Here is a 21,048-nt window from a genome sequence, read left to right on the forward strand (position 1 = left end):
CCTTTACATAGGCCAACTCTTCCTCTAGACTTGCGAACTTCGTTTTAGGTCGACCTCTGAGGGATGAATGCTGTCCACGACCATCCTCTAATGAAACACCATTTTGGGATTTCTTAACCCAATCCAACACTTGAGCTTTACTACGAATATTCAATTGTTTCGCTACTTCGCGAGAGCTTACACCTGATTCATAAAGACGAATAGCCTCGCTTTTTAATTGTGCCGTGTATTGGAAAAATAGTTGTCCCTTTTTCGCCAAAAAAATCCCCTCCGATTGCAGCTTTTAAGTCCATTGTACCAATGGGCTTTTCTTCGCTGTCAACCATGAGGGGATATTACCAATCCACGCGGTTTTTTATTTTGAGCGTCAATCCTCGTCCTCGATCGTCCGGTTGTTCCCTTGTCGGTTCGCCGGCGGTTCTCGGACGTTCAATGGCATAGTCATGAATGACGGGCTGGCAGGATTGCGATCGCTGCCCGGCGAAGTGGTCGGGACGACCGGAACGGCATCGCCGGCTCGGTCAAGGGCTGACCGGCCGGGAGCCGGGCGGCGGCGCATCGGCGCAAAACCGGCCGAACGGATGCGCAGCATCGATTGTAAAGAAAGAGGAGGAAACGGCATGTCCAACAGACCGCATATCCTGATTTTCAATCCCGACCAATGGCGCGCGGACGTCATCGGCCACTTCGGCAATCCGGCGGCGGTAACGCCGAATCTGGACCGGCTCGCGGAAACCGACGCGGTATCGTTCCGCGCCGCGTTCTGCCAGAACCCGGTCTGCACGCCCAGCCGTTGCTCGTTCATGAGCGGCTGGTATCCCCATGTCCGCGGTCACCGGACGATGTTCCACATGATGCAGGAAGACGAGCCGGTGCTGCTCAAGACGCTCAAGGACGAAGGGTATGCGGTATGGTGGGGCGGCAAGAACGATCTTGTCCCGGCAGAGAACGGCTTCGACGCGTATTGCGACGTGAAATACGTGCCGGAGAAGCGGCCGCGGCCGGAGACGAACCTGCACGGCGCCGACGGCTGGCGCGGCGCTCCGGGCGGGGACAACTACTACTCGTTCTACGCCGGCAAGCTGGAGCAAGCGCCCGACGAGGAAGCCTATTACGACGGGGACTGGGCGATGGTGCGGGGCGCGATCGATTTTATCCGCAGCGCGCCGCAGGATCGGCCGATGTGCATCTACTTGCCGCTGTTGTATCCGCATCCGCCGTACGGCGTCGAGGAGCCGTGGTACGGAATGATCGATCGCGACAAGCTGCCCGGTAGGACGCCGGCGCCGGATTGGTCGAAAAAGCCGAGCCTGCTGAAAGGCATCTACGACCGGCAGAAGCTGCAGGGCTGGACCGAGGACCGCTGGCGCGAGCTCCGCGCCACCTACTACGGGATGTGCGCACGCGTCGATCATCAGTTCGGTCTCGTGCTGGACGCGCTGAAGGAAACGGGCGTCTACGACGATACGGCGGTGTTCTTCTTCTCCGACCACGGCGACTTCACCGGCGATTACGGGCTGGTGGAGAAGACGCAGAACACCTTCGAGGATTGCCTGACCAACGTGCCGTTCGTCGTCAAGCCGCCGCGCGGGGTACCGGTGAAGCCGCGCGTCAGCGAGGCGCTGGTCGAGCTGATCGATTTCCCGGCCACGGTCGAGGCGCTGCTTGGGCTGATGCCCGGCCACACCCACTTCGGACGCTCGCTGCTGCCGCTGCTGGCCGGCGAGACGGACGAGCACCGGGACGCGGTGTTCGCGGAGGGAGGACGGCTGCATGGCGAGACGCAAGCGATGGAGCTGGAGAGCTCGTCGATGAGCTCGCCGAGCGGCCTGTATTGGCCTCGCGTCGGCCTGCAGCAGCAGGAAGGGCCGGAGCATACGAAGGCGGTCATGTGCCGGACGCGCGACTACAAGTACGTGCGGCGTTTCTATGAGCGGGATGAACTCTACGATCTGCGGCGCGATCCGATGGAAGCCGATAACCGGATCGACGATCCCGGATTGCGGGAGGTGCTGGCCGCGCTCAAGGAGCGGCTGTTGACGTTTTATATGGAAACGGCGGACGTCGTGCCGCTCAAGACGAACCGGCGGATGTGACGTGGCCAGGCGCGCGCGAGGGTATGATCATAGCAAAAGGCAACCGATCGGGAACGATCGGCTGCCTTTCTTTATGTTATGGAGCGATTATGATGCCTGCCTGCAGCGGCTTGAAGATGGCCGGTTAGGATCGCTCTCCGGTTCCTTAAAAAAGCCATGGATACAGAATAGTGTATAAAAAAATCCCGAAACAGTCTATTCCTTTTTTGGCATCGATTGTATGATCATTCATGCGGCCGGCGCGCATCCGTATAATCGAAGGGAGAAGACTCGTATCGTTACGCTTCGTAAAATAACGCTGGAAAACCGTCGTGCCGTCTTCAATCTGGAAGTCGCCGAGGATCAACGCCGATTCGTGGCGTCCAATCTCTCCAGCGTGGCGTCGTGTTACGTGCTGGCAACCAACGGCGGTCACCCGTTTCCGTTTGCGATCTACGCGGACGAACAGCCGGTCGGATTTGTCCTGGTAACGTACGGAACGACCGGGTACGACGAACCGTCGTTCGCCGCGCGCAGCTATTGCATCCTGCGCCTAATGATCGATAAGGCTTGCCAGAACAGGGGCTACGGCCGGGCAGCCATGAACGAGATCATGGCCTTTATTCGCACTTTCCCGGCAGGACCGGCGGATTGCTGCTGGATTCCATATAAACACGCCAATCTTCCTGCTAAAAAACTATACGAACGATTCGGCTTCGGCGATAACGGCGAAGCGTTCAACGACGAGTCCATCACCGTGCTGCGGCTTTGACCGCCGCCGCTGGCGGCACCTGACGATCGAGCAGGAGGCAGCCGGTTTAAAGATGGCCAACTGCCTATGCGAGCGCAATCGGCGGCAGGAAACCTCTAGCGCGCTGCGGAATGGTAGAGTAATCAATGTGACCGGGGAGGTAACATGGTTTCGAGCAATAATCACAAACAATTGCGGGCGTCCTTTGAACAAGCCGCGCATATCTATCAGCAGGCGCGTCCGGATTACCCGGAGGCATTGTACGGGGAGTTGATCCAAGCGGCGAATTTGCATGCGGGCGATCGCTTATTGGAAGTAGGTTGCGCTACGGGAAAGGCGACGCTCCCATTAGCCAAGCGCGGCTTCAAGATCACCTGCATCGAGCTTGGCGCCGGGCTCGCAGCGGCGGCCCGTCAAAACCTTCGCGGCATGGACGTCGACATCGTCAACCAGAGCTTCGAGGAGTGGCAGCCCGAGGCGGAATATGCATGCGATCTGGTATTCGCAGCGACCGCCTGGAAGTGGATGGATCCCGACGTCCGGTATTTGAAGGCATGGCAGTCTCTTCGTCCCGGCGGGCATCTGGCGTTTTGGAGCGCGGAACACGTTTTTCCCGACGGGGGCGATCCGTTCTTCCGCGATATTCAAGCGGTGTACCATGCGCTCGGCGAAGGGAGACCGGCCGATCAAAACGATTGGCCGCGGCCGGGCGAGCTTCGCGAGTACCGGTACGAGATTGAACAAAGCGGCCTGTTCGAAGCGGTGCACCTGAGGCATTTCGACTGGGAGCGCGTTTATGCCGTCGAAGCGTATATTCAACTCCTCGAAACGTTCTCCGGGCACATTTTGATGGAGACCCGGAAACGCGACAAGCTCTTCCATGAAATCCGGGAACGCCTTAATCGTCGCTCGGATAAGTCGGTCCGCCGCCACTGGGGCGCCGTTCTCCACGTTGCCCGCCGTAAGGAGAGGCATGGCCTTTGGGGTTGAATGAAGGTAATACGGAAGTTTTCAATCAATAAAGGCGGTCCGGCAGTCAGCCGGATCGCCTTTTTATGCGTTCACCGAGGTAAAATGCGCGAATTCGAATGCCTTCACAAAGTTTACGGAAACCAGCAACTTCCGTCATCGTTCCTTCGTCGATTAACTGACGTTTACATCATCGCCATGACAATACAGTACGGGAGCAGTCCTTATGTCGCTTAAAACGAGAATCGGGTTTCTTTCTTTTTTGCTGCTGGGGTTGGGCGCGCTTTGTTTCGTGCTGATCCTCCAAGCGAGTCATGGTCGCATGCCCATTGTGGGACGCTTGTTCGAAGGAGCGGGGAGCGTGATCGACATCGGCAGCCCGGAAGGCGCGTCTTCCTTGTACGGCGGGCTGAAGCCCGGTCACGATGAACCGCACGGTACGTATTACAAGGGCCGCGTAATCGTGCTGATGTACCACGAGGTCGTGCAAGCTCCGCAGGATGCCGGCGCGCTGTCTACCGCCAAGTTCGAGCGCCAGCTCCGCATGATGAAAGCCAACAATTTTCACTGGATCACGATGGATCAGTACCGCGGCTTCATCCTGCATGGTGACCCGGTTCCCGACAATGCCGTGCTGCTGACCTTCGACGACGGGTATGCATCGTTTTACCGGGATGCGTATCCGATCTTGCGTAAATACGAGGCGCCGGCGACCAGTTTCCTGATCGTCAATACGGTGGGCAATCCGCATCACGCGGGAGTGCCCAAGCTGACGTGGGATCAGGTGAGGGAAATGAACCGGAACGGCATTTCGTTTTACAGCCATTCGTTCGATTCCCATCTGTACGCGCCTGCGGATGCCGGGGGCAAGCATGCCATTGCCGCGTTGTCCGGACCGATTTATTCGCGCGATAAAGGCAGACGGGAAACGGAGCGGGAATACGAGCTGCGCGTCAAGACCGACCTCGAGAAGGCGAATGCCGTTCTGGAGCAGGAGCTTGGCTCTCCGAACCATGTGTTGGCGTTTCCTTACGGCGCGTTTTCCAAACCGCTGCTGGCGATTTGCGCGCAGCTAGGCATTGACGTGACGCTGACGGTTAAGGACGGCTTGGATCGCCCGTCCCAGAGCAACGGCTTCCGTCTCAATGCCGGCGGCATGCAAAATAATCCCGATCTGCAGCTGGCGCTGATGAAGCAAGCGCGGCAGCGGCTGGGGCACGCGCATTTCGACCGGGCGCCCGAACGAAAACGGGAGGCGTTGTGGACGTTGGCGGCCATGGCAATCGTCGCGGCGTTGTGGACGGAGGCGGCGTATAAGCTGTTTCGAGCCAAACGGACCCGAGGAACGCTTGCGCAAAAAAACGGGAACGTAGCAGGTTCAGGCGGCTGCGAACGGGACGCGATCCTTCCATAACGACGCGAAAGCAGCCGGCGAACAGGATCGGCTGCTTCTTGCGTCCCTTCAAGCGCAACCTTCCAAGTTCAGGCATCGTATGAGGAGAAGGGAATATTTTCTAACTACGTTGGCTAAAGGAGAAACTTGGATGAGCGATTTTCCGAACGACCCGGGTTTTTTTGGGTTTTTGAAAGAGATGCCGTTGTTTTTTAAGCTGTTTGGCGGCGGTTTATTGACCGTGGTCATCGGCGGATTCTTGTATGTCCTGATTCGGGGATTGTTGACCTGGACGACCAACAATGCCGCGGAAGTAACGACCCGGCCCGTAACGGTCGCGGATAAACGAACGCAAGTCTGGGGAGGATCCGGGGATTCGAGCTCGACGACCGATTACTTCGCGACGTTTGAATTCAGCGACGGCTCGCGCCTCGAATTACAGGTCAGAGGCCAACAATTCGGCTTGCTTGCAGCAGGCGATCATGGACGGCTCACCTATCAAGGCACGCGCTTTAAGGCGTTTCACCGACAGGAGCAACGCGCTGTCAAATGGTAGACGCAGGCATTCCTTGCCGACGCGCTGCAGGTTCAACGGAAACAGCCCGAAGCCGAAGCTTCGGGCTTTTTTCATTCGCGTGACTTAAGCGGCACGGCCCCTTCGCAAAATAAGTGATAATGATTCTCAATTATGTGCAATAAGATGATAAGGATAGGAGCCGAGCGACGATCGAAGCGTCTCGGCAGGAGAGCCGCGGCGGTTGCCGCTTGAGAGGAGGCGGGAAGTGGAACGCACAAGCGAGGCGTGCGTCACGGAGCAATACGCGCCTGGGCGGACGATATCAATGGGCTGCGGGCCCGCGCTTGCGGCCACGCGGGCAGCTGCGAGCGGTTAAGCGCCGAGCTCGATCGCCTGAGCGCGTATATTCTCCAAGAAGACAACAGACGGTTCTGGGACCATGCGGAGGACGAATCGGCGAGAGACGCGGCAGCGTATATGCGGCATGCCTCCGCAATGGCGCTTGGCGCCCTCGAGAAGGTACGAGCGCGCGATATCTGTTCGCAAAATAAAACGGACAGCCGATACGCGGCGCTGCCGTCCGCCTCTTTGCGGGAAGAGTGGAACCGGCTCCAAGAACCGCGAGAGGCGAAGGTGATGTTTATCGGCGCCGGCGCTTGTCCGGTCTCCGCTATTAAGATCGCGGAATCCGCGTCGTCCGAAGTCCTGTGCGTGGATATCGACGAGGAAGCCATCCGCTATGGGACCGACCTTGCGCGGCATCTGGGGTTGGATGACGCGTTCCGTTATGCGAAAAGCCATCTGAGCGACCTTGCGTTCGCCGCCTCCGCCACGCATATCTTCATCGCTTCGCTGGTGCCGGAAAAGCTGGATATTTTGCGGGAATTGCGCCCGATCTTCCGGGCCGATTGCCGCTTCGTCGTCAGGTATGGCAACGGGCTCAAGTCGCTTTATAATTATCCATTGGACATCGACGGGCTGAAGGATTGGCGAGCAGAGGCCTTGAATGGCGCCGGGAGCATCTATGACACCATGATCGTAAGTCGGCCATGAAGACCCATGCGGCAGCGGGACAGCGCGTCGGCTGCTTTTTATTTAGCGCTCGCGGAACTTTCCAGGTTGTGGAAGCGTCAATAAAGGAAGAGGCGATCGAAGCGTTCGCCGACGAGCCGATTCTAATCTTGGAGAAGGGGATAGTCATGCAAGTCGCCATGTCCTACTTAGCGCTGCTGCTCGTAGTGCTGGAAATCGCGTTTAAAAAGCTTCGCGTTCCCGGCGCATCGCGAAAGCCGGCGGATATCGGCGGCAAACGCATCGGGAGCTGGTCAATGGGAGCTTTGATCCTGGTGGCCGTCGCTCTGTACGCCTTTGTTTTGGATCCGACGGACGACGATACGATGAAATGGTTTTGGATGTCGGCTTTTATCGCGGTCAGGGGCTCGCAGGCGCTCTGGGAATGGCGCTATGCGAAGCGGGCGAAGGAATATCTCGCGACGCTGCTATCGACCGCGTTCGGCTTGATCTATATTTACTTTTTTCTATTCGAGGGGCACTACGTGATGCTGCTTAACCGTTAAGCTTGCGGGTGGGCACATCGGTTCAAAGCGATATAAGCCGATAGGCGGATCCGCTCCAAGATATGGTATTATTTGGGGGACAGATAACAGGCAGGGAGGAATACGCGGTGGACGAAAAGGGATGCGTCAAATGCGGAAGCAAGGACGCGCGAACAAAAGAAGTCGCGATGACGGGCACGGGACTTTCGAAAATGTTCGATATTCAGCACAATCAATTCGTGGTTGTATCCTGCGCGAATTGCGGGTATTCGGAATTTTACAATAAACAATCCTCGGCCGGCTCCAACATCCTTGACCTCTTCTTCGGCTGAGATCTAGCCCGAGGATCGGGAACCGCCGATCGCAGGCTTAACCTTCTTTATACCTGAACGACAAATCGATCATAACTTGGTTATGATCGATTTTCTTTGACTAGCAAAGGAGTGGATGGCTTTGTGGTTGTTCATCGGATTTTCAACGAATGAATGATTGTCCAATCAAGAGTGGGACGAGCTAGTCGAAGAACAAAAAAGATCGGCGGTGGATGCTATGGAAAATACGGTCTTGGCATGGCTCATGGATTCGGACCCTTCGCTTCGTTGGCAAGTCCTGCGCGACCTCATCGGGGCGCCCGCGGAAACGGTCGCCGCCGAGCGCGCTCGGGTGGCGACCGAGGGCATCGGCGCGCGGCTGCTCGCTCTTCAGGACGATGACGGGTCATGGGGCGGAGCGGCGTGGAGCCGCGACTGGGACTCCACCATGCACATCCTGACGCTGCTGCGCGAATTGGGCCTCGATCCCGCGAGCCGCGAAGCGCGCCGAGCGGTGAGCCTGGTGCGTGAGCGGGTCAATTGGCGGGGCTGGGACGCAGACGGCACATGGCGGGGCTGGGAATATGAAGGCAATCCGTTCTTTGCGGGCGAGGTCGAGCCATGCATCAACGGCCAGGTGGCGGCGAGCGGCGCCTACTTCGGCCAGGACGTACGGCGGCTCGTCGACCGGCTGCTCGGCGAGCAGCTGCCCGACGGAGGCTGGAACTGCGAGGCGGCTAACGGCTCGCTGCGGTCGTCGTTCAACACCACCATCTGCGTGCTAGAAGCCTTGCTTGAATACGAGCTCGCCTTCGGGAGCCGCGCCGAAGTGACGAAGGCCCGCCTCGTTGGGCAAGCGTATCTCCTTGAACGACGGCTCTTCAGGCGGCTGTCGACAGGCGAAGCCATCGAGCGGGATCGCAAAGGCGGGGCCGACTGGACGCGCTTCGCCTTCCCGACGTGGTGGCATTACGACGTGCTGCGGGGACTCGACTATCTGCGCAAAGCCAGCGTCGCGCCGGACGAGCGAATGGCCGAAGCGATCGAGCTGGTCGCGTCGAAGCGGGATGACGACGGCCGGTGGCCGCTCGAGCGCCAGTACCCCGGCTCCATGGCGGTCGAGCTGAACGAGGGCGAGGGACAAGCGAGCCGCTGGGTGACGCTGCGCGCCTTGCGCGTGTTGGACTGGTATTCAGCCGTTCATTAGGCCGGCTTGCTCGAGGAATTGCCATTGAATTCGAAATGCAAACAAAAGGCGCCCGCCGAGACGGGCACCTTTTCAACGTTCGCCGAGCCGATCCGCGGTCGCCGGAAATGGCTTCGGCAGATCGAACGGCTCCTGTGCGCTTGTTCATTTATCCATGCAGATCGATTAGCGCTCTTGATTGCGAAGCGTGTTCGCGTCCAAGAGCTTGTCCTCCGGCGCGTTCGCTCCCGTCGCGGCCGACCCGAACATTTGAGCCAGGCCCATGAACAGCATGCGGCACTCCTCCGCTTCCCATGGCTCCAGCTGAAGCGGCCGCTTATGACGGTCCGTGAATTTGAAATCCATCTCATTATTCACCGGGTCGTATTCGCCGCGGATCCGCACGCGCTTGCCGCCTTCAAAGTCGATTTCCATCGTCACGCCGTTGATTCCTCTTGCCATGCCTGTCAACTCCCGTAAACATTTTTGCAACGCCGATCACGCTATTATTCGACGCGGATCGCGCCGATTCCTCCCTCGTCCGCGGATTTCGACCGCGAGGAGGACGAATAAGCTGCCCCGTTTCCATCCTCGTCACGCGCAGTGGCACGCCTAGAAGGCGAATTTCCAAATCAACCAACTGCCGAGCGCGGATGCCCAGGACGCGAAACCGAACGCCATGACGATGGTATTCTCGCTCCAGCCGTATTTTAACCGAAAATGGAAATGAATCGGCGCCATCCGAAATAAACGCCGCTTCGTTCGTTTGAAGTACCACACCTGCAGCATGACCGACCATTGTTCGGCCAGGTAGACGGAAAACAAGAGCGGAATCAGCACCTCCACCTTCTCCATGACCGCCAAAAAGGAGAGCGAGCCCCCGATGGCCAGCGACCCGGTATCCCCCATGAACGCTTTCGCGGGAAAGATGTTGTAGAAGAAGAGCCCGATCAAGCAGCCGATCATGACCAGCGAAAAGGCTCGGACCTCCGGCTTGTCCGAGATAAGGAAAAAGAAAAAGTAAGTCGGAATGGCGACGTTAATCAATAAGCCGTCCAGCCCGTCCGTAAAATTGATGGCATTCGCCGATCCCACCACGAATAAGGCGAGAACGACGACGTACGCGTAAACGGGCAGGTGGAGCTGAAAGCCATGAAACAGCGAAATATCGCTCGTCAGCGCAAACGTGCGGAATAAAAGGAGAAGCACCAGGCCCGTACACGCGAATTGCAGCACCAGCTTGGTCCGCCCGGATATGCCGGAGGGATCCTGCCAGGCGGCTTTCTTGAAATCGTCGAGGAACCCGATCATGCCGAACAAGAGGAACGTCGCGCATAATAACGTCGTCAACGGCGCGGGGCGGAATTCCAGGGAGGCGGCGACGCCGATCAACAGGACGAGGCCGGCCATCAACGGCGTTCCCTTCTTCGCGTGATGGTCGGGAGGCAGCTCGGCGCGAATAGGCTGCGTCAGCTTCAAGCGGCGGAGACACCAAATGAGCAGCGGCGTCAGGAACGCGACCAGCACAAAAGAAAGACCCGCGACCGCCAACATTTCGTTCATTTCGTTCATTCCAACAGGCTCCTTTCCATATCCGTTTCATCTCTTCCAGGATGCGGCCATGCCTCTGCCTTCACTTTACCTAATCGCGGGCTTCCCATAAAAGAGAAGGTTTATCGGGGGGAATTTCCTATTTTCACCGCCATTATTGAATGAACGGGGGGAGGTCTTAAAGCTAAACATGAGGTCCTCCGAATAGACAATCAGACTCGCGGGAATACCGGTGTATCTGCCTTGCGGCATAGCCCGATCCTAACCGGCCGACGGCCCGCATTTGCGAAGGCGGGCCAAGCTTGTTACGATAGGAACGAAGGAAGCTGTTAATAGGAAGAAGCGAAGGAGCGGAGCGGCATGATTCTCGTGGAAAATCGGATTGAAGTGAAAAAAGGTTTCGGTGAAGGCGTGATGGAACGCTTTCGTCAGCCGAAAATGGTGCATACGTTTCCGGGGTTCGTTCGCATGGACGTCCTGCACAGCGTCAATGAAGCGGGCAACGACGAGATTCGGGTATGCACGACCTGGGAGAACGAGGATTCGTTCCAAGCGTGGGCGAGCAGCCAAGCCTTTCGCGGCGCGCATGGCCGCCGGGACGAGGAGACCGCGCGTTCGGCGGGCGAGCCCCCTTCGGGACAGGCTCGCGGCGGATCGCCGCAAGCGAACGAGGGCGGTCCCGTGATCGGCAATAAAGTCACGGTTTATCAAGTATTCGTCTCTCACTTGCCGGAATCCGCCGCGCCTGCGGAACAAGCGTAGCCGATCCGGACAAGGACGCACGGATTGACCTGATGCCGCCGATCGGGGCGGCTTTTTGCTTAGGCGCTCCGCGAGATGACGACCGCGAAGATGTGCTAACATAGCGGAATCCGCGCATATTATCGACATCGCAGGAGGATGATAGAGAGATGGAAAAGGCAACCTTTGCCGGCGGGTGTTTCTGGTGCATGGTTACGCCGTTCGATGAACTGCCCGGCATCCTGGGGATCGTATCGGGCTACACCGGGGGCCACAAGGAAAACCCGACTTACGAAGAAGTGAAGACGGGCGAGACCGGCCACCTCGAAGCGGTACAAATCACGTTCGACCCGTTGCTTTTCCCTTACGAACGGTTGCTGGAACTGTTCTGGCAGCAAATCGACCCCACGGACGAATTCGGGCAATTCCATGACCGGGGGACGCAATATGCGACCGCGATCTTCTGCCATAACGACCGGCAAATGGAGCTGGCCCTTCAATCGAAGCAAGCGCTTGAAGCCAGCGGACGGTTCGATAAACCGATCGTCACGAAAATTTTGCCGGCGGCGGCCTTCCATGAAGCCGAAGCGTATCATCAAGATTACCACAAGAAGAATCCGAAGCATTATAAGGAAGACCGCGAGAAGTCCGGCCGCGATCGGTTTATTCAAGACAATTGGTCCAAATAAGCTTAACGAAGCCGCGGTTGACGCGGCTTTTTTTGTTGCTATCGCGCTTTCGCGCGCTTGAAAATCGCCGGGGCCGGCATCCAACCAGTTTCTTCCTTTCACAAAATCAGGCTCTTCGTCGTTATAAGAGTGAGCGTACTTCATGAAGCGGAGGGAACGACGATGATCAAGGAATTAACGAACGAAACGGAATGGCTCGAAGGCTATCCGGTCATGCATGAATTACGAACCCATCTCGACCAAGACGCGTATCTTGCTTGTCTGCGCACGATGAGGGAAGAGGGCTATACGCTGCTGGCTTTGTATGAACAGGACGAAATCGCGGCATTAGCCGGCATCGGCATACTAACCAATTTTTATTTCGGTAGGCATGTGTTCATCTACGATTTGGTCACCAAGTCTTCCATGCGATCAAAGGGATACGGAAACGAGCTGCTCGCGCATGTCCATCGGTACGCGAAGGAAAGCGGATGCGGAATCGTGGCTCTGGGCTCGGGATTGGCGAACCTCGATGCCCATCGGTTCTATGAAACCAAGATGGGTTACGAGAAGACGGCCTATTCCTTCATTTGCCGCGTTTAACGGAGCCCCGCGGCGGCTTGCGGCTTACAATGTGAAGTTTTTCACGTGCGACGGCGAAACCGAACGCATGCGCTTGGGATCCGGCGGCAGACGGGAGAATCCGAGCGAATCACAACAACGAAGACTCGGGAGGACGGGAACATGAGCAAACGCATTTTAATTCTGGGCGCCGGATATGGCGGCCTTCTCAGCGCGCTTTCCGCTCGCGCATGCTTTTCGGCGGAGGAAGCCGCGATTACGGTCATTAACCGTTACGATACGCACCAGATCGTGACGGAGCTGCATCGTCTGGCGGTGGGCAATATCGCCGAGAAGGCCGTTACCTTGCCGCTCGCCAATCTGTTTAAGGACAAAGACATCCGCCTTGAAATCGGCACGGTGACCGCGATCGATCCGGACGGCCGCAAAGTCGTGCTGGCGAACGGAAGCACCTTCTCGTACGATGCGCTCGTGCTCGCGCTTGGAAGCGAATCGGATTTCTTCGGCGTGCCGGGCCTGCAGGAAAATAGCTTCACGCTGAAATCCGTGTCGGACGCGAAGCGGATTTTCGCTCACGTCAACGACAAAATCGCCGCGTACGCGACATCGAAGCGCAAAGGGGACGCGACGTTCGTCATCGGCGGCGGCGGCTTGACGGGGGTCGAACTTGTCGGCGAGCTGGCGGACGAGCTTCCGCGTCTATGCCGAACGCACGGCGTCGACTTCTCGGACGTGTCCGTGTACCTCGTCGAATCCAAGCCGTCGATACTTTCGACCTACTCCGCGGATCTCATCAGGCGCGCGGTAACCAGCCTCGAAGCGCGCGGCGTTCGCTTCCTGTTGGGGCTGAGGATCGCGGGGCTGGACGGGACGACGGTCAGCCTGAGCGACGGCCGGACGCTCGAAGCCGGCACGGTCCTGTGGGCCGGCGGCGTGAAAGGCAGCCCGCTTGTGGCGGATTGCGGGATTGCGGTCGAGCGCGGACGCGCCTCGGTCAACGAATATCTGCAATCCGTCTCGCACCCCGAAGTGTTCCTTGCGGGCGATTGCGCCGTCGTGATGGGACCGGATGGGCGCCCCTACCCGCCGACGGCACAGCTGTCCTGGCAAATGGGCGAGCATGTCGGGGCGAACCTGTTCGCGTACTTCAAAGGCGCCGCCATGACGCCGTTCGAGCCGGTGAATTCCGGTTCGCTCGCCAGTCTGGGGCGCAAGGACGGCATCGGTTGGATCGGCGAAAACGGCATCGAACTGAAAGGCTTACCGGCAACCCTGATGAAAAAGGCGAGCGATGTGCGCTATCTGGCGCACATCCACGGCTTGTTCTCGCTGGCCTATTGAGCGGCTGCGGCCGCTAGCCGAACCCCCGGACGCGGAACCGGGGGTTTTTCGCGTGGTCGGTCGCTGCTACAGGCTCTTTTTGTATGTTTTTCCACTTCGGGGGGACAATGAACGGGAGAATCAAGAAGCGAAAGGATTGATTCGAAGTGGATACAGTCCCGCCATTATGGAAGGAACTGAAGGAATCGGCGGATTTCGTATGCTACGAGCATTTCATGAACGCGGAACGGGTATTCATCGGGTATATCAAAACCTTAACGGACATGGAAACGGTCCAGCGTCAGATTCTAAGCTGCCTGAGCGACCATCCCGGCCTAAGCTTCAACGAAATGTATGCCGTCATTCCCGTGGCGGAAAAAGAAATCGCCCATGACTGGAACATCATTCAAGACAACATTCACCGCGGCTACGTGGCGGTTCAATTCGGTCTTCAAAGCCATCATTGCATGCTCATTAACGCCGCGATATCCAAAGGGCGCAGCGTTACGATTCCGGAAGTCGAATTTACCGTGGAAGGACCCAAAGAAGCCTTCGTCGAGTCCTTGGACATCAATCTGAATTTGATTCGGACGCGCGTTCCGGTCCCGGAGCTGCGCATCCGGGAGTTGACGATCGGGAGCGTCTCCAAGTCCAGAGTCGCGGTCGTGTACCTCAAGGGAATCGCAAACGAAGCCTATTTGAATACCTGCGTGCAGCGGCTTGAAGACGTGCGCTTCGATCAAGTTACGGACAGCACGCTGCTTCAGCAAATGATCGAAGATAATTCCAACTCGATCTTTCCGCAGTCGATCGGCACCGAAAGGCCCGACTACGTTGCGTGGGCCTTGTCTTCGGGCCAAATCTGCATCTTAAAGGACGGGTCCCCCACTTCGGTGTTTGCGCCGGTCAACTTCTGGTCCTTTTTCATTACGTACGAGGATTATTATTTGCCCTGGATTATTGCTTCCCTGCTGCGGATGATTCGGTTTTTCTCCGTCTTTTTTTCCGTGTTTGCCTCGCCTTTGTACGTGGCCGTGATCACGTATCACGGCCAAGGCGTCTCGAACCTGTTCTTGCCCACGATCGTATCATCGCGAATCAACGTGCCGTTTCCTCCGATCGTGGAAGTGCTCATTATGGAGCTCGTCATTGAATTGCTGCGGGAAGCGGGGGCTCGATTGCCTTCGAAGATCGGACAGACGATCGGCATCGTCGGCGGCATCGTGCTCGGTACGGCGGCCGTCGAAGCCGCGCTGACGAGCAACTTTTTATTGATCATCGTCGCGTTATCCGCATTGGCTTCGTTCACGACGCCGATTTTTCGAATGAGCGCCACCATCCGGATGCTTCGGTTTCCCTTTATTTTCGCCGCACAAATCTGGGGGCTGCTGGGGATATTCATCTGTACCTTGGCGCTCGTTGCGCACCTGCTGCGGTTAACGTCTCTCGGGATGCCGTACTTGGTTCCCCTCTATCCGTTCCGCAAGGCCGACTTGTACGATACGGCGATTCGTCCGCCATATTCCAAGTTCCATCATCGGTTCAGCTTTTTTAGATCGCCGAACCCCGTCCGATTCGAGCGGAAGAAGGCAGCGGCCAAAAAAGACATCGACGATTGAACCGTTCCGGGAGTGAAGAAAGGTGAAAACAACCGAGCAGCCGCGATTAACCATATCGGCTTTTCTCGTGTTCGTGCTGATTCATGCGATGCAGTTCGGACCCGAGTATTTGTCCATGTCGATCAAGCCGATTCAATGGGCAGGCCAAGACGTCTGGATGTCGGTCCTCCTCTGCGGACTCAGCTTCCACGTGATCATATGGATGATGTACCAAGTGCTCAACTACAGCGGTACGGATCTGATCCATATTCATCCTCAATTGTTCGGCAGGTGGGCGGGCGGGGGGCTTAATCTTGCCTGCGTCGTTTACTTTCTGCTCGTGGCTTGTTTTCAATTGCGGTTATTCATCGAGGTGATTCAAGTATGGCTGTTTCCGGATCTGACGACCTGGCCGCTGGCCGCGGTTCTGCTGCTGCTCGTGTATTACATCGTTGCCGGGGGCTTTCGGGTGATCGTGGGGATTTGCATGTTCAGCATGCTCCGCTATATCACCATATTGGCGTTGTTTTTTCCGGCGATGTATTTTCATTTTAACAATTTGTCGCCGATACTCGATCATTCTCTCCAGGAGATTTTCCAAGGAGGCAAGCAATTGACGTTTCCCTACATAGGCGTGGAAGCCATTCTATTCTGCTACACCTTCGTCAAATCGCCGGAAACCTCGCAGAAATGGGCGCATGGGGCGAATTTGCTTACCACCTTTTCGTATCTCTGCATTCTGTTCTTTGCTTTATTGATGTTTAAACCCGAACAATTGTCGAATGAAATATGGCCGCAATTAACCAAGTACAAGTTCATTCACTTCCCGTTTATCGACCGCTTCGAATATATCGGTGCCGCCTCTCAGATCTTATGGATCATCCCGATCACCTGCTTCTGTCTATGGGTTTCAAGCCGAATAGGCAGGGTGATGTTCGCGATGAGACAAGCGTCGATACTGCCGTTTTTGATCGCGGCGGTCTTTGCCGCCGTCTGCCTTATTCCCGGCCGCAGCCGGATCGAAGACGTTCAAGCCTTATTAACCGTCGCCGGTAATTACCTGATGTTTGCCTACATTCCGTTCTTGTATCTGGTCGTCTTGATCCGAACGAAAGGGAGAAGAACGGCATGATTCGGATCCTCCTGCCGCTACTGCTGCTCTGTCTTTCGTTAACGGGCTGCGTGAAACAAGATATTTTGGAAAAAACCACGATATCGTTTGTCAGCGCATTCGACGAAGCGCCTGGGGATCAGCTCGAATTGACGCTGGCGCCGCCGAAGTTTCAAGCGGGCAAATCCAGAACCGTTTCCAATCTGCTGCTTTCTAAAGTCGGCCATACCAGCAGAAGCATCACCGAATTAATGAACATGCAGCTGAATCGGCCGATCAAGACCGGGAAAATATCGGTAGTCTTAATCGGGAAGGCCGTCGCGGCCAAGGGAATTTCAAACGAGCTGGACGTTCTTCTGCGCGACGCGCTCGCTTCGCGCAAAATGTACGTGGCGATCGTCGATGGAGAAGCGAAGAAAGTGCTGCAAACCAATTTCAGTTCAAATCTCGAGAAAGGGATGTATTTGTTCGATTTGCTCGATACCAACGTCCGAACCGGCTTAGTCCCCCGGGCTAATCTGAACGATTTCGAATACGCGTACCTGGGCAAAGGCATGGATCCTTTTTTGCCGATCCTCGGTTTAAGGGGCGACCAAGCGGTGATTTCGGGATTAGCCTTATTCAAGGATGACCGCTACGTCTCGTCGCTGAACGAACAACAAATGCGAGTCGTGAAGCTTTTGCGCGAAAACGCGAAATACGGCGTACTCGAGGCGCGGCTTCAAGACGGGACCTACTTCGCCGTCAAAAACGTCGGGTCCAAAGTGAAGTATCGCGTCAGTCGGGATAAGAACCGTCCGAGCCTGCTGATCACCCTTCGTTTGAACGCTGAAGTGATCGATTCCAAGGGGATTCGGTTAACCGGCCTTGAGCATCGGAGGTTTCAAGACAGTTTGGAGAAGGAGCTCGGCACGACGGGGACGGGGCTTATTCGCCAATTCCAAAAAGACGGCATCGACCCGCTCGGATTGGGGGATATCGTGCGGAGCAAAACGCGGCATTGGAGCGAAGCGGCGTGGAAGCAAGCATACCCGGCGGCAAACGTGAGCCTGAAGGTTCATGTGGTATTGACGGAAACGGGGATCAGAAAATAAGGCATCCGGCCAGGAAGGACAGGGTGCCTCTTGTTCGTCGAATCGCCGTTTAGAATCTCATTTGGATCATGAATAATAAATCAAACATAACCGGTAAACCTACGAGAGCAGATAGTGCCGCGATGACCGCGCGTACGTTCTTCTCTTCCCGTAACAGGAATCGTAAAGACTTACACGCTAAAATACCGATCCATCCGCCTAAACCATTGAGCAGGATATCATCAATATCCGCCGTTCCGATGCCCAATAGCCCCTGAATGACCTCCACGGCTAAACTCATGCTGAGTATCAGCAATAGATTGCTTCGTCCGCCATGATTGTTCCGCAATACGGACACATACGCGCCAAGGGGAATGAAAATAAGTATATTGCCGCCCACGTTAGCAAATGCGAATTGTTTTAAATTGACGGAGCCGCCGGATAGGTACGCGCTTATGCTGGATAAAGGAACGAGATTGATGGACCGGACAAAAGCCCGCTGGCCATCGAATAGCTCCATGATCGAAACCCTCGAGAAGAACAGGATTTTCATTAACAAAACGATGTAACCGATGAAAACACCATATAAAATGACCGTTATTATGCGATCTCGTCTATTCATACCCTCATAAGTTCCCCTTCTGCATCCTTCGCAACCAAGGATATGCGGAGCAAGGCTGCCTGGTCAAGCCTATTTTAGCAACGATTGATGACCTGCGTGAGCTTCGCTAGGACGAAGATAGCGTAATGACTTAAAATTTTCAGGCGCGATTTCTTAAATTTTTCTCAAATTCGCAAAATGCAGCCGCCACGAACCGCAGAGATCGTTTAAGGAGTGGTGTTTAGGTTAGGAGAGACGACAACAATCTTATATATAGTTTACACTTAATTAAGTGTGTGCTACATTATTGGTGTGATTACCGCCTGCGAGATTGAAGCGTATTCCATCAGGATCGGCGGCGGGTCCGGGATTCAAAAAACGCTAATTTCAGAGAGGTGATTTCGACAAATGACGGGAACGAATTTTACGGTTATGCATGCGGGAGCGTTTGATGGTCTTCTGCATGTGCCGGAAGGGCCGCCAGGAAAGTATTATCTCAAGGACAGGCTTGGGCTGACCGGCATGGAGGTGTCGCTTAACCAATTGCCGCAGGGAGGAGTGGTTCCGTTCTACCACAGACATCGTGATAATGAGGAGCTGTACCTTTTCATAGGCGGCCGGGGCCAGTTTCAGGTGGATGGCCATCTCTTTGAAGTCACGGAAGGAACCGCGATTCGCGTAGGCCCTGATGGAGAACGCGCGCTCCGCAATATCGGTACCGGGGATTTATTGTTCATCGTCGTTCAAGTCCAAGCCAACAGTCTTCGCCGGTGGGAGATGACGGATGCCGTCATTCCGGATAAGCCGGTGGATTGGCCGGTCGCTTGAAAGGAAAAGAAACGATGACCGGGGCAGGGGTCACGATCGCGTAAGTTGAAAAAGGATGAAACGAAAGGCGTCAATCCTCGTTATACAGCATATAGGAAGATACGGAGGTGTTCAAATGGATTTGCTGAAGGGCGTCGGAAAGCTGGCGGGCGATCTCACGGGAAGAGTGCTTGGCGGTACGGTGCGCGTTGCCGGCGAGCTTGTCCATAGTGACTACATCAAAGAAATCGGTAACGACGTGGAACGAGTGACGGCGAAGACGGGCGAGCTTGCAGGCCGAGCAGCGAGCGGGGTATGGGATGTTGGCGCCGGTTTAATAACGGCGGATAAGCAGCAGGCGAAGACCGGATTCGAGGATCTTGGAGATGCGGTCACGACGACTGTCAGAGGTGCCGGCCAAGGCATCGAATACGTGGTCCAAAGCGGGAAGGATGTTGTGACCGGAATCAAGGAAAACGATAAGCGGTTGATGAAAGAAGGCGCCAAGAAACTCGGCAAAGCAGCCGCGGTATCCATCCTCGCGGTCGGTGCAATCGACGTTGTTGACGGTCCGGACGCCATGGATTCGTCAGAGACTACCTAATCGCCTATTGAAAAAAACGGCAGCCGTCGGCTGCCGTTTTTCGTTATTTTCCATGCACCCAATCAAGTTCATGACAGAGTTCGTTATAATCATCCAAACAATCATAGATGCAAAAATTACTAGGGGGACTGTTTCTTGGCGAATATTCATAGAGTAAGATTTGGCCGTTTTTTAGCTGCCAAGCCGTATGAATCCGCAGCAGCCTTTCGCCTTCGATGAAAATCTCTTCTACGATGCTTCTGATTGCTTGGTTGGAGTACAAGGCAGCATTTTCAATATCGGCAAGTTTCATGAACATTTCCTCCGCGCGTTTGACATGCATGCGTACATCCTGATCATGGCACTTATCGTCAACTAACCTTTTCGGATATCGTATCGTATGAAACCCCGTTCTCCAATATCTCGTGCTGTCTATTTAACTGACCAAATCTGATATACTATCCAGGGGAGGCGGTTACATGAATTATGAAGAATTGGATCGTATGTTATTTGAATTGACCGATCTGGAGATGAAATTAAAAGAAAACGATCTTACGGACGATGCCGTAAAAAGCCGGATTCTTGCTCGTGCCCTGTCTGCGAAAAGCCCCTCCGTCCAAAACGATTCTCATGGCGCCCCGGCTCCGGCTATGGCCATCACTCACCCTTCCATTTACCATTACACCTTGGAGGGAGATGTGCTTCGATTGCATGTCACAGGCGAATTGTTCGCCATCTCCAGGCATACCAGGTTTGTGCAAATGCCCACACACACCCATAACCTATTCGAGATGAATTACATCTACAGCGGTACCTTCTATCAAGATATTCAGGGCGAACGGTTCGAATTAAAAGAAGGAGATTTGATTATCCTCAATAAGAATGTGGAGCATTCCATTGCCAAATGCGGTGAAAATGACATTCTCATCAACTTTTTGGCGAAGAATGAATTTTTCGATAGTGCATTCATCTATAACATCCTCGGGGATCATATGCTTGGTCGGACAATCGCTTCGATTATCGCGGATGCTTCTAGAGAGAAGAATTTTCTATTGATCCATACGTTGAATAATTGGCAAATTAAACAAACGATTCAGAACCTATTATGCGAGGCGTTCGGACTTAAAGCGGCGAACCGGGAGATTATTAAAGCGTATTTGACCGTTCTTGTCAGCCGATTGGTAGAAAGCGAAAGCTACCGATTGTTTGTAAACGACGGAATACGCAAATCCGGGCTCTCCGTCATCGAAATCATCGCCTACATTCATAAACACTATCTAAACACGACATTGGCGCAGACGGCCGAGCACTTCGGGTACTCGGCGGAGCATATAGGCAGAATCATTAAGAACGTAACCGGGAAAACCTATTCCGCGCTCGTGCAAAAGCAAAAATTCATGCATGCGGCGTTGCGGCTAAAACTAACCGATCGCACCGTCGAGGACATTTCCAAAGAAATCGGGTATAACAATTTATCCTTTTTCTATCGAAAGTTTCAATCCTTATACGGGGTTACCCCAAAGGAATACCGCAGCTTGGCAAACCGGGGCGAAGGTATCGGGACGCGAGAGAATCACAAAGAAACGTGAAGAAGGAGCTGCCGACCGGCAGCTCCTTCTTCGCGTTTGCGGACAAACATGAGGGTACGGCTTTTG

Annotated in this window: 24 protein-coding genes; 19 read left to right on the forward strand and 5 right to left on the reverse strand. The window is 55.4% G+C overall.

From position 1 onward, the window contains the following. A partial coding sequence (locus tag BMZ79_RS25175; protein ID WP_143089079.1) for a transposase occupies positions 1-259 on the reverse strand: 259 nt, incomplete at its 3' end. A gap of 361 nt (positions 260-620) precedes the next feature. On the opposite strand from BMZ79_RS25175, the gene BMZ79_RS25180 reads away from it, so the two are divergent. From BMZ79_RS25180 to BMZ79_RS25225, 9 genes are all read left to right on the forward strand, one after another. Further along, positions 621-2,096 carry a sulfatase family protein gene (locus tag BMZ79_RS25180; RefSeq protein WP_090645587.1) on the forward strand — a complete coding sequence of 492 codons (1,476 nt, stop codon included), beginning with the start codon at positions 621-623 and terminating at the stop codon, positions 2,094-2,096. A 274-nt stretch (positions 2,097-2,370) separates the two neighbouring features. Next, positions 2,371-2,847 (forward strand): GNAT family N-acetyltransferase, encoded by a 477-nt coding sequence (locus tag BMZ79_RS25185; RefSeq protein WP_090645983.1) that lies wholly within the window; start codon positions 2,371-2,373, stop codon positions 2,845-2,847. A gap of 267 nt (positions 2,848-3,114) precedes the next feature. Beyond that, positions 3,115-3,816 (forward strand): class I SAM-dependent methyltransferase, encoded by a 702-nt coding sequence (locus BMZ79_RS25190; RefSeq protein ID WP_256253108.1) that lies wholly within the window; start codon positions 3,115-3,117, stop codon positions 3,814-3,816. Between the two features lie 301 nt (positions 3,817-4,117). Then, a complete protein-coding gene (locus BMZ79_RS25200) occupies positions 4,118-5,209 on the forward strand; it encodes a polysaccharide deacetylase family protein (RefSeq protein ID WP_256253109.1) in 1,092 nt (363 codons plus the stop codon). Positions 5,210-5,339: 130 nt separating this feature from the next. Continuing rightward, complete coding sequence (locus BMZ79_RS25205; RefSeq protein WP_090645596.1) at positions 5,340-5,744, forward strand: DUF2500 domain-containing protein; 405 nt, start codon at positions 5,340-5,342, stop codon at positions 5,742-5,744. A gap of 456 nt (positions 5,745-6,200) precedes the next feature. After that, complete coding sequence (locus BMZ79_RS25210; RefSeq protein WP_177222331.1) at positions 6,201-6,758, forward strand: nicotianamine synthase family protein; 558 nt, start codon at positions 6,201-6,203, stop codon at positions 6,756-6,758. After that, positions 6,755-7,282, forward strand: coding sequence for a DUF4181 domain-containing protein (locus BMZ79_RS25215; protein WP_090645600.1), 528 nt, complete (start codon positions 6,755-6,757; stop codon positions 7,280-7,282). The genes BMZ79_RS25210 and BMZ79_RS25215 overlap by 4 nt, the downstream gene beginning before the upstream one ends. A gap of 107 nt (positions 7,283-7,389) precedes the next feature. Next, positions 7,390-7,593, forward strand: a complete 204-nt coding sequence (locus BMZ79_RS25220) for a zinc ribbon domain-containing protein (RefSeq protein WP_090645603.1) — start codon at positions 7,390-7,392, stop codon at positions 7,591-7,593. A 217-nt stretch (positions 7,594-7,810) separates the two neighbouring features. Further along, entirely contained in the window at positions 7,811-8,779 is a 969-nt protein-coding gene (locus tag BMZ79_RS25225; RefSeq protein WP_090645605.1) for a prenyltransferase/squalene oxidase repeat-containing protein, read from the forward strand. Between the two features lie 165 nt (positions 8,780-8,944). On the opposite strand, the gene BMZ79_RS25230 is transcribed toward BMZ79_RS25225, so the two are convergent. Together BMZ79_RS25230 and mraY are read right to left on the reverse strand one after the other, a co-directional pair. Then, positions 8,945-9,220, reverse strand: a complete 276-nt coding sequence (locus BMZ79_RS25230) for a hypothetical protein (protein ID WP_090645608.1) — start codon at positions 9,218-9,220, stop codon at positions 8,945-8,947. A gap of 150 nt (positions 9,221-9,370) precedes the next feature. After that, entirely contained in the window at positions 9,371-10,330 is a 960-nt protein-coding gene (mraY, locus tag BMZ79_RS25235) for a phospho-N-acetylmuramoyl-pentapeptide-transferase (protein WP_090645610.1), read from the reverse strand. A gap of 339 nt (positions 10,331-10,669) precedes the next feature. On the opposite strand from mraY, the gene BMZ79_RS25240 reads away from it, so the two are divergent. The 7 genes from BMZ79_RS25240 to BMZ79_RS25270 all read left to right on the forward strand — a co-directional run bounded on the left by BMZ79_RS25240 (position 10,670) and on the right by BMZ79_RS25270 (position 17,423). Then, the gene (locus BMZ79_RS25240) at positions 10,670-11,071 is read left to right on the forward strand and encodes an antibiotic biosynthesis monooxygenase (protein WP_090645613.1); all 402 of its coding nucleotides are present in this window, start codon (positions 10,670-10,672) and stop codon (positions 11,069-11,071) included. 149 nt (positions 11,072-11,220) lie between these two features. After that, the gene (gene msrA / locus BMZ79_RS25245) at positions 11,221-11,739 is read left to right on the forward strand and encodes a peptide-methionine (S)-S-oxide reductase MsrA (protein ID WP_090645616.1); all 519 of its coding nucleotides are present in this window, start codon (positions 11,221-11,223) and stop codon (positions 11,737-11,739) included. Between the two features lie 57 nt (positions 11,740-11,796). Further along, positions 11,797-12,321, forward strand: a complete 525-nt coding sequence (locus BMZ79_RS25250; protein ID WP_371263797.1) for a GNAT family N-acetyltransferase — start codon at positions 11,797-11,799, stop codon at positions 12,319-12,321. Positions 12,322-12,462: 141 nt separating this feature from the next. Then, positions 12,463-13,641 (forward strand): NAD(P)/FAD-dependent oxidoreductase, encoded by a 1,179-nt coding sequence (locus BMZ79_RS25255; protein WP_090645622.1) that lies wholly within the window; start codon positions 12,463-12,465, stop codon positions 13,639-13,641. Positions 13,642-13,787: 146 nt separating this feature from the next. Next, on the forward strand, positions 13,788-15,239 hold the full coding sequence (locus BMZ79_RS25260) for a spore germination protein (RefSeq protein WP_090645625.1): 1,452 nt from the start codon (positions 13,788-13,790) through the stop codon (positions 15,237-15,239). Between the two features lie 22 nt (positions 15,240-15,261). Next, positions 15,262-16,350 (forward strand): GerAB/ArcD/ProY family transporter, encoded by a 1,089-nt coding sequence (locus tag BMZ79_RS25265; protein WP_090645628.1) that lies wholly within the window; start codon positions 15,262-15,264, stop codon positions 16,348-16,350. Next, positions 16,347-17,423: a Ger(x)C family spore germination protein gene (locus tag BMZ79_RS25270; protein ID WP_090645631.1), complete on the forward strand. Its 1,077-nt coding sequence runs from the start codon at positions 16,347-16,349 to the stop codon at positions 17,421-17,423. Before BMZ79_RS25265 ends, BMZ79_RS25270 begins: the two co-directional genes overlap by 4 nt. A gap of 49 nt (positions 17,424-17,472) precedes the next feature. On the opposite strand, the gene BMZ79_RS25275 is transcribed toward BMZ79_RS25270, so the two are convergent. After that, on the reverse strand, positions 17,473-18,024 hold the full coding sequence (locus BMZ79_RS25275; protein ID WP_090645636.1) for a VanZ family protein: 552 nt from the start codon (positions 18,022-18,024) through the stop codon (positions 17,473-17,475). Positions 18,025-18,411: 387 nt separating this feature from the next. Here BMZ79_RS25275 and BMZ79_RS25280 point away from each other — a divergent pair, with 387 nt between their 5' ends. Continuing rightward, complete coding sequence (locus tag BMZ79_RS25280; RefSeq protein WP_090645639.1) at positions 18,412-18,831, forward strand: cupin domain-containing protein; 420 nt, start codon at positions 18,412-18,414, stop codon at positions 18,829-18,831. A gap of 115 nt (positions 18,832-18,946) precedes the next feature. Further along, the gene (locus BMZ79_RS25285) at positions 18,947-19,414 is read left to right on the forward strand and encodes a hypothetical protein (RefSeq protein ID WP_090645641.1); all 468 of its coding nucleotides are present in this window, start codon (positions 18,947-18,949) and stop codon (positions 19,412-19,414) included. Positions 19,415-19,457: 43 nt separating this feature from the next. Here the strand turns inward: BMZ79_RS25285 and BMZ79_RS33795 are convergent, their stop codons facing one another. Continuing rightward, on the reverse strand, positions 19,458-19,706 hold the full coding sequence (locus BMZ79_RS33795; protein WP_143089081.1) for a hypothetical protein: 249 nt from the start codon (positions 19,704-19,706) through the stop codon (positions 19,458-19,460). 166 nt (positions 19,707-19,872) lie between these two features. Between BMZ79_RS33795 and BMZ79_RS25290 the strand changes: the two genes are divergently transcribed. Next, positions 19,873-20,982: an AraC family transcriptional regulator gene (locus BMZ79_RS25290; RefSeq protein WP_090645644.1), complete on the forward strand. Its 1,110-nt coding sequence runs from the start codon at positions 19,873-19,875 to the stop codon at positions 20,980-20,982. Positions 20,983-21,048: the final 66 nt, after the last annotated feature.

Source organism: Paenibacillus sp. UNC496MF, from assembly GCF_900113915.1.
Taxonomy (GTDB): domain Bacteria; phylum Bacillota; class Bacilli; order Paenibacillales; family Paenibacillaceae; genus Paenibacillus_Z; species Paenibacillus_Z artemisiicola.

Excerpts from the sequence above, each read along its gene's own strand:
- BMZ79_RS25180 (WP_090645587.1), top strand. The coding sequence starts at position 621 with ATGTCCAACAGACCGCATATCCTGATTTTCAATCCCGACCAATGGCGC.
- BMZ79_RS25200 (WP_256253109.1), top strand. The coding sequence starts at position 4,118 with ATGCCCATTGTGGGACGCTTGTTCGAAGGAGCGGGGAGCGTGATCGAC.
- BMZ79_RS25205 (WP_090645596.1), top strand. The coding sequence starts at position 5,340 with ATGAGCGATTTTCCGAACGACCCGGGTTTTTTTGGGTTTTTGAAAGAG.
- BMZ79_RS25210 (WP_177222331.1), top strand. The coding sequence starts at position 6,201 with ATGGCGCTTGGCGCCCTCGAGAAGGTACGAGCGCGCGATATCTGTTCG.
- BMZ79_RS25215 (WP_090645600.1), top strand. The coding sequence starts at position 6,755 with ATGAAGACCCATGCGGCAGCGGGACAGCGCGTCGGCTGCTTTTTATTT.
- BMZ79_RS25225 (WP_090645605.1), top strand. The coding sequence starts at position 7,811 with ATGGAAAATACGGTCTTGGCATGGCTCATGGATTCGGACCCTTCGCTT.
- BMZ79_RS25230 (WP_090645608.1), bottom strand. The coding sequence starts at position 9,220 with ATGGCAAGAGGAATCAACGGCGTGACGATGGAAATCGACTTTGAAGGC.
- mraY (WP_090645610.1), bottom strand. The coding sequence starts at position 10,330 with ATGAACGAAATGAACGAAATGTTGGCGGTCGCGGGTCTTTCTTTTGTG.
- BMZ79_RS25240 (WP_090645613.1), top strand. The coding sequence starts at position 10,670 with ATGATTCTCGTGGAAAATCGGATTGAAGTGAAAAAAGGTTTCGGTGAA.
- msrA (WP_090645616.1), top strand. The coding sequence starts at position 11,221 with ATGGAAAAGGCAACCTTTGCCGGCGGGTGTTTCTGGTGCATGGTTACG.
- BMZ79_RS25255 (WP_090645622.1), top strand. The coding sequence starts at position 12,463 with ATGAGCAAACGCATTTTAATTCTGGGCGCCGGATATGGCGGCCTTCTC.
- BMZ79_RS25270 (WP_090645631.1), top strand. The coding sequence starts at position 16,347 with ATGATTCGGATCCTCCTGCCGCTACTGCTGCTCTGTCTTTCGTTAACG.
- BMZ79_RS25275 (WP_090645636.1), bottom strand. The coding sequence starts at position 18,024 with ATGAATAGACGAGATCGCATAATAACGGTCATTTTATATGGTGTTTTC.
- BMZ79_RS25280 (WP_090645639.1), top strand. The coding sequence starts at position 18,412 with ATGACGGGAACGAATTTTACGGTTATGCATGCGGGAGCGTTTGATGGT.
- BMZ79_RS25285 (WP_090645641.1), top strand. The coding sequence starts at position 18,947 with ATGGATTTGCTGAAGGGCGTCGGAAAGCTGGCGGGCGATCTCACGGGA.
- BMZ79_RS33795 (WP_143089081.1), bottom strand. The coding sequence starts at position 19,706 with ATGAAACTTGCCGATATTGAAAATGCTGCCTTGTACTCCAACCAAGCA.
- BMZ79_RS25290 (WP_090645644.1), top strand. The coding sequence starts at position 19,873 with ATGAATTATGAAGAATTGGATCGTATGTTATTTGAATTGACCGATCTG.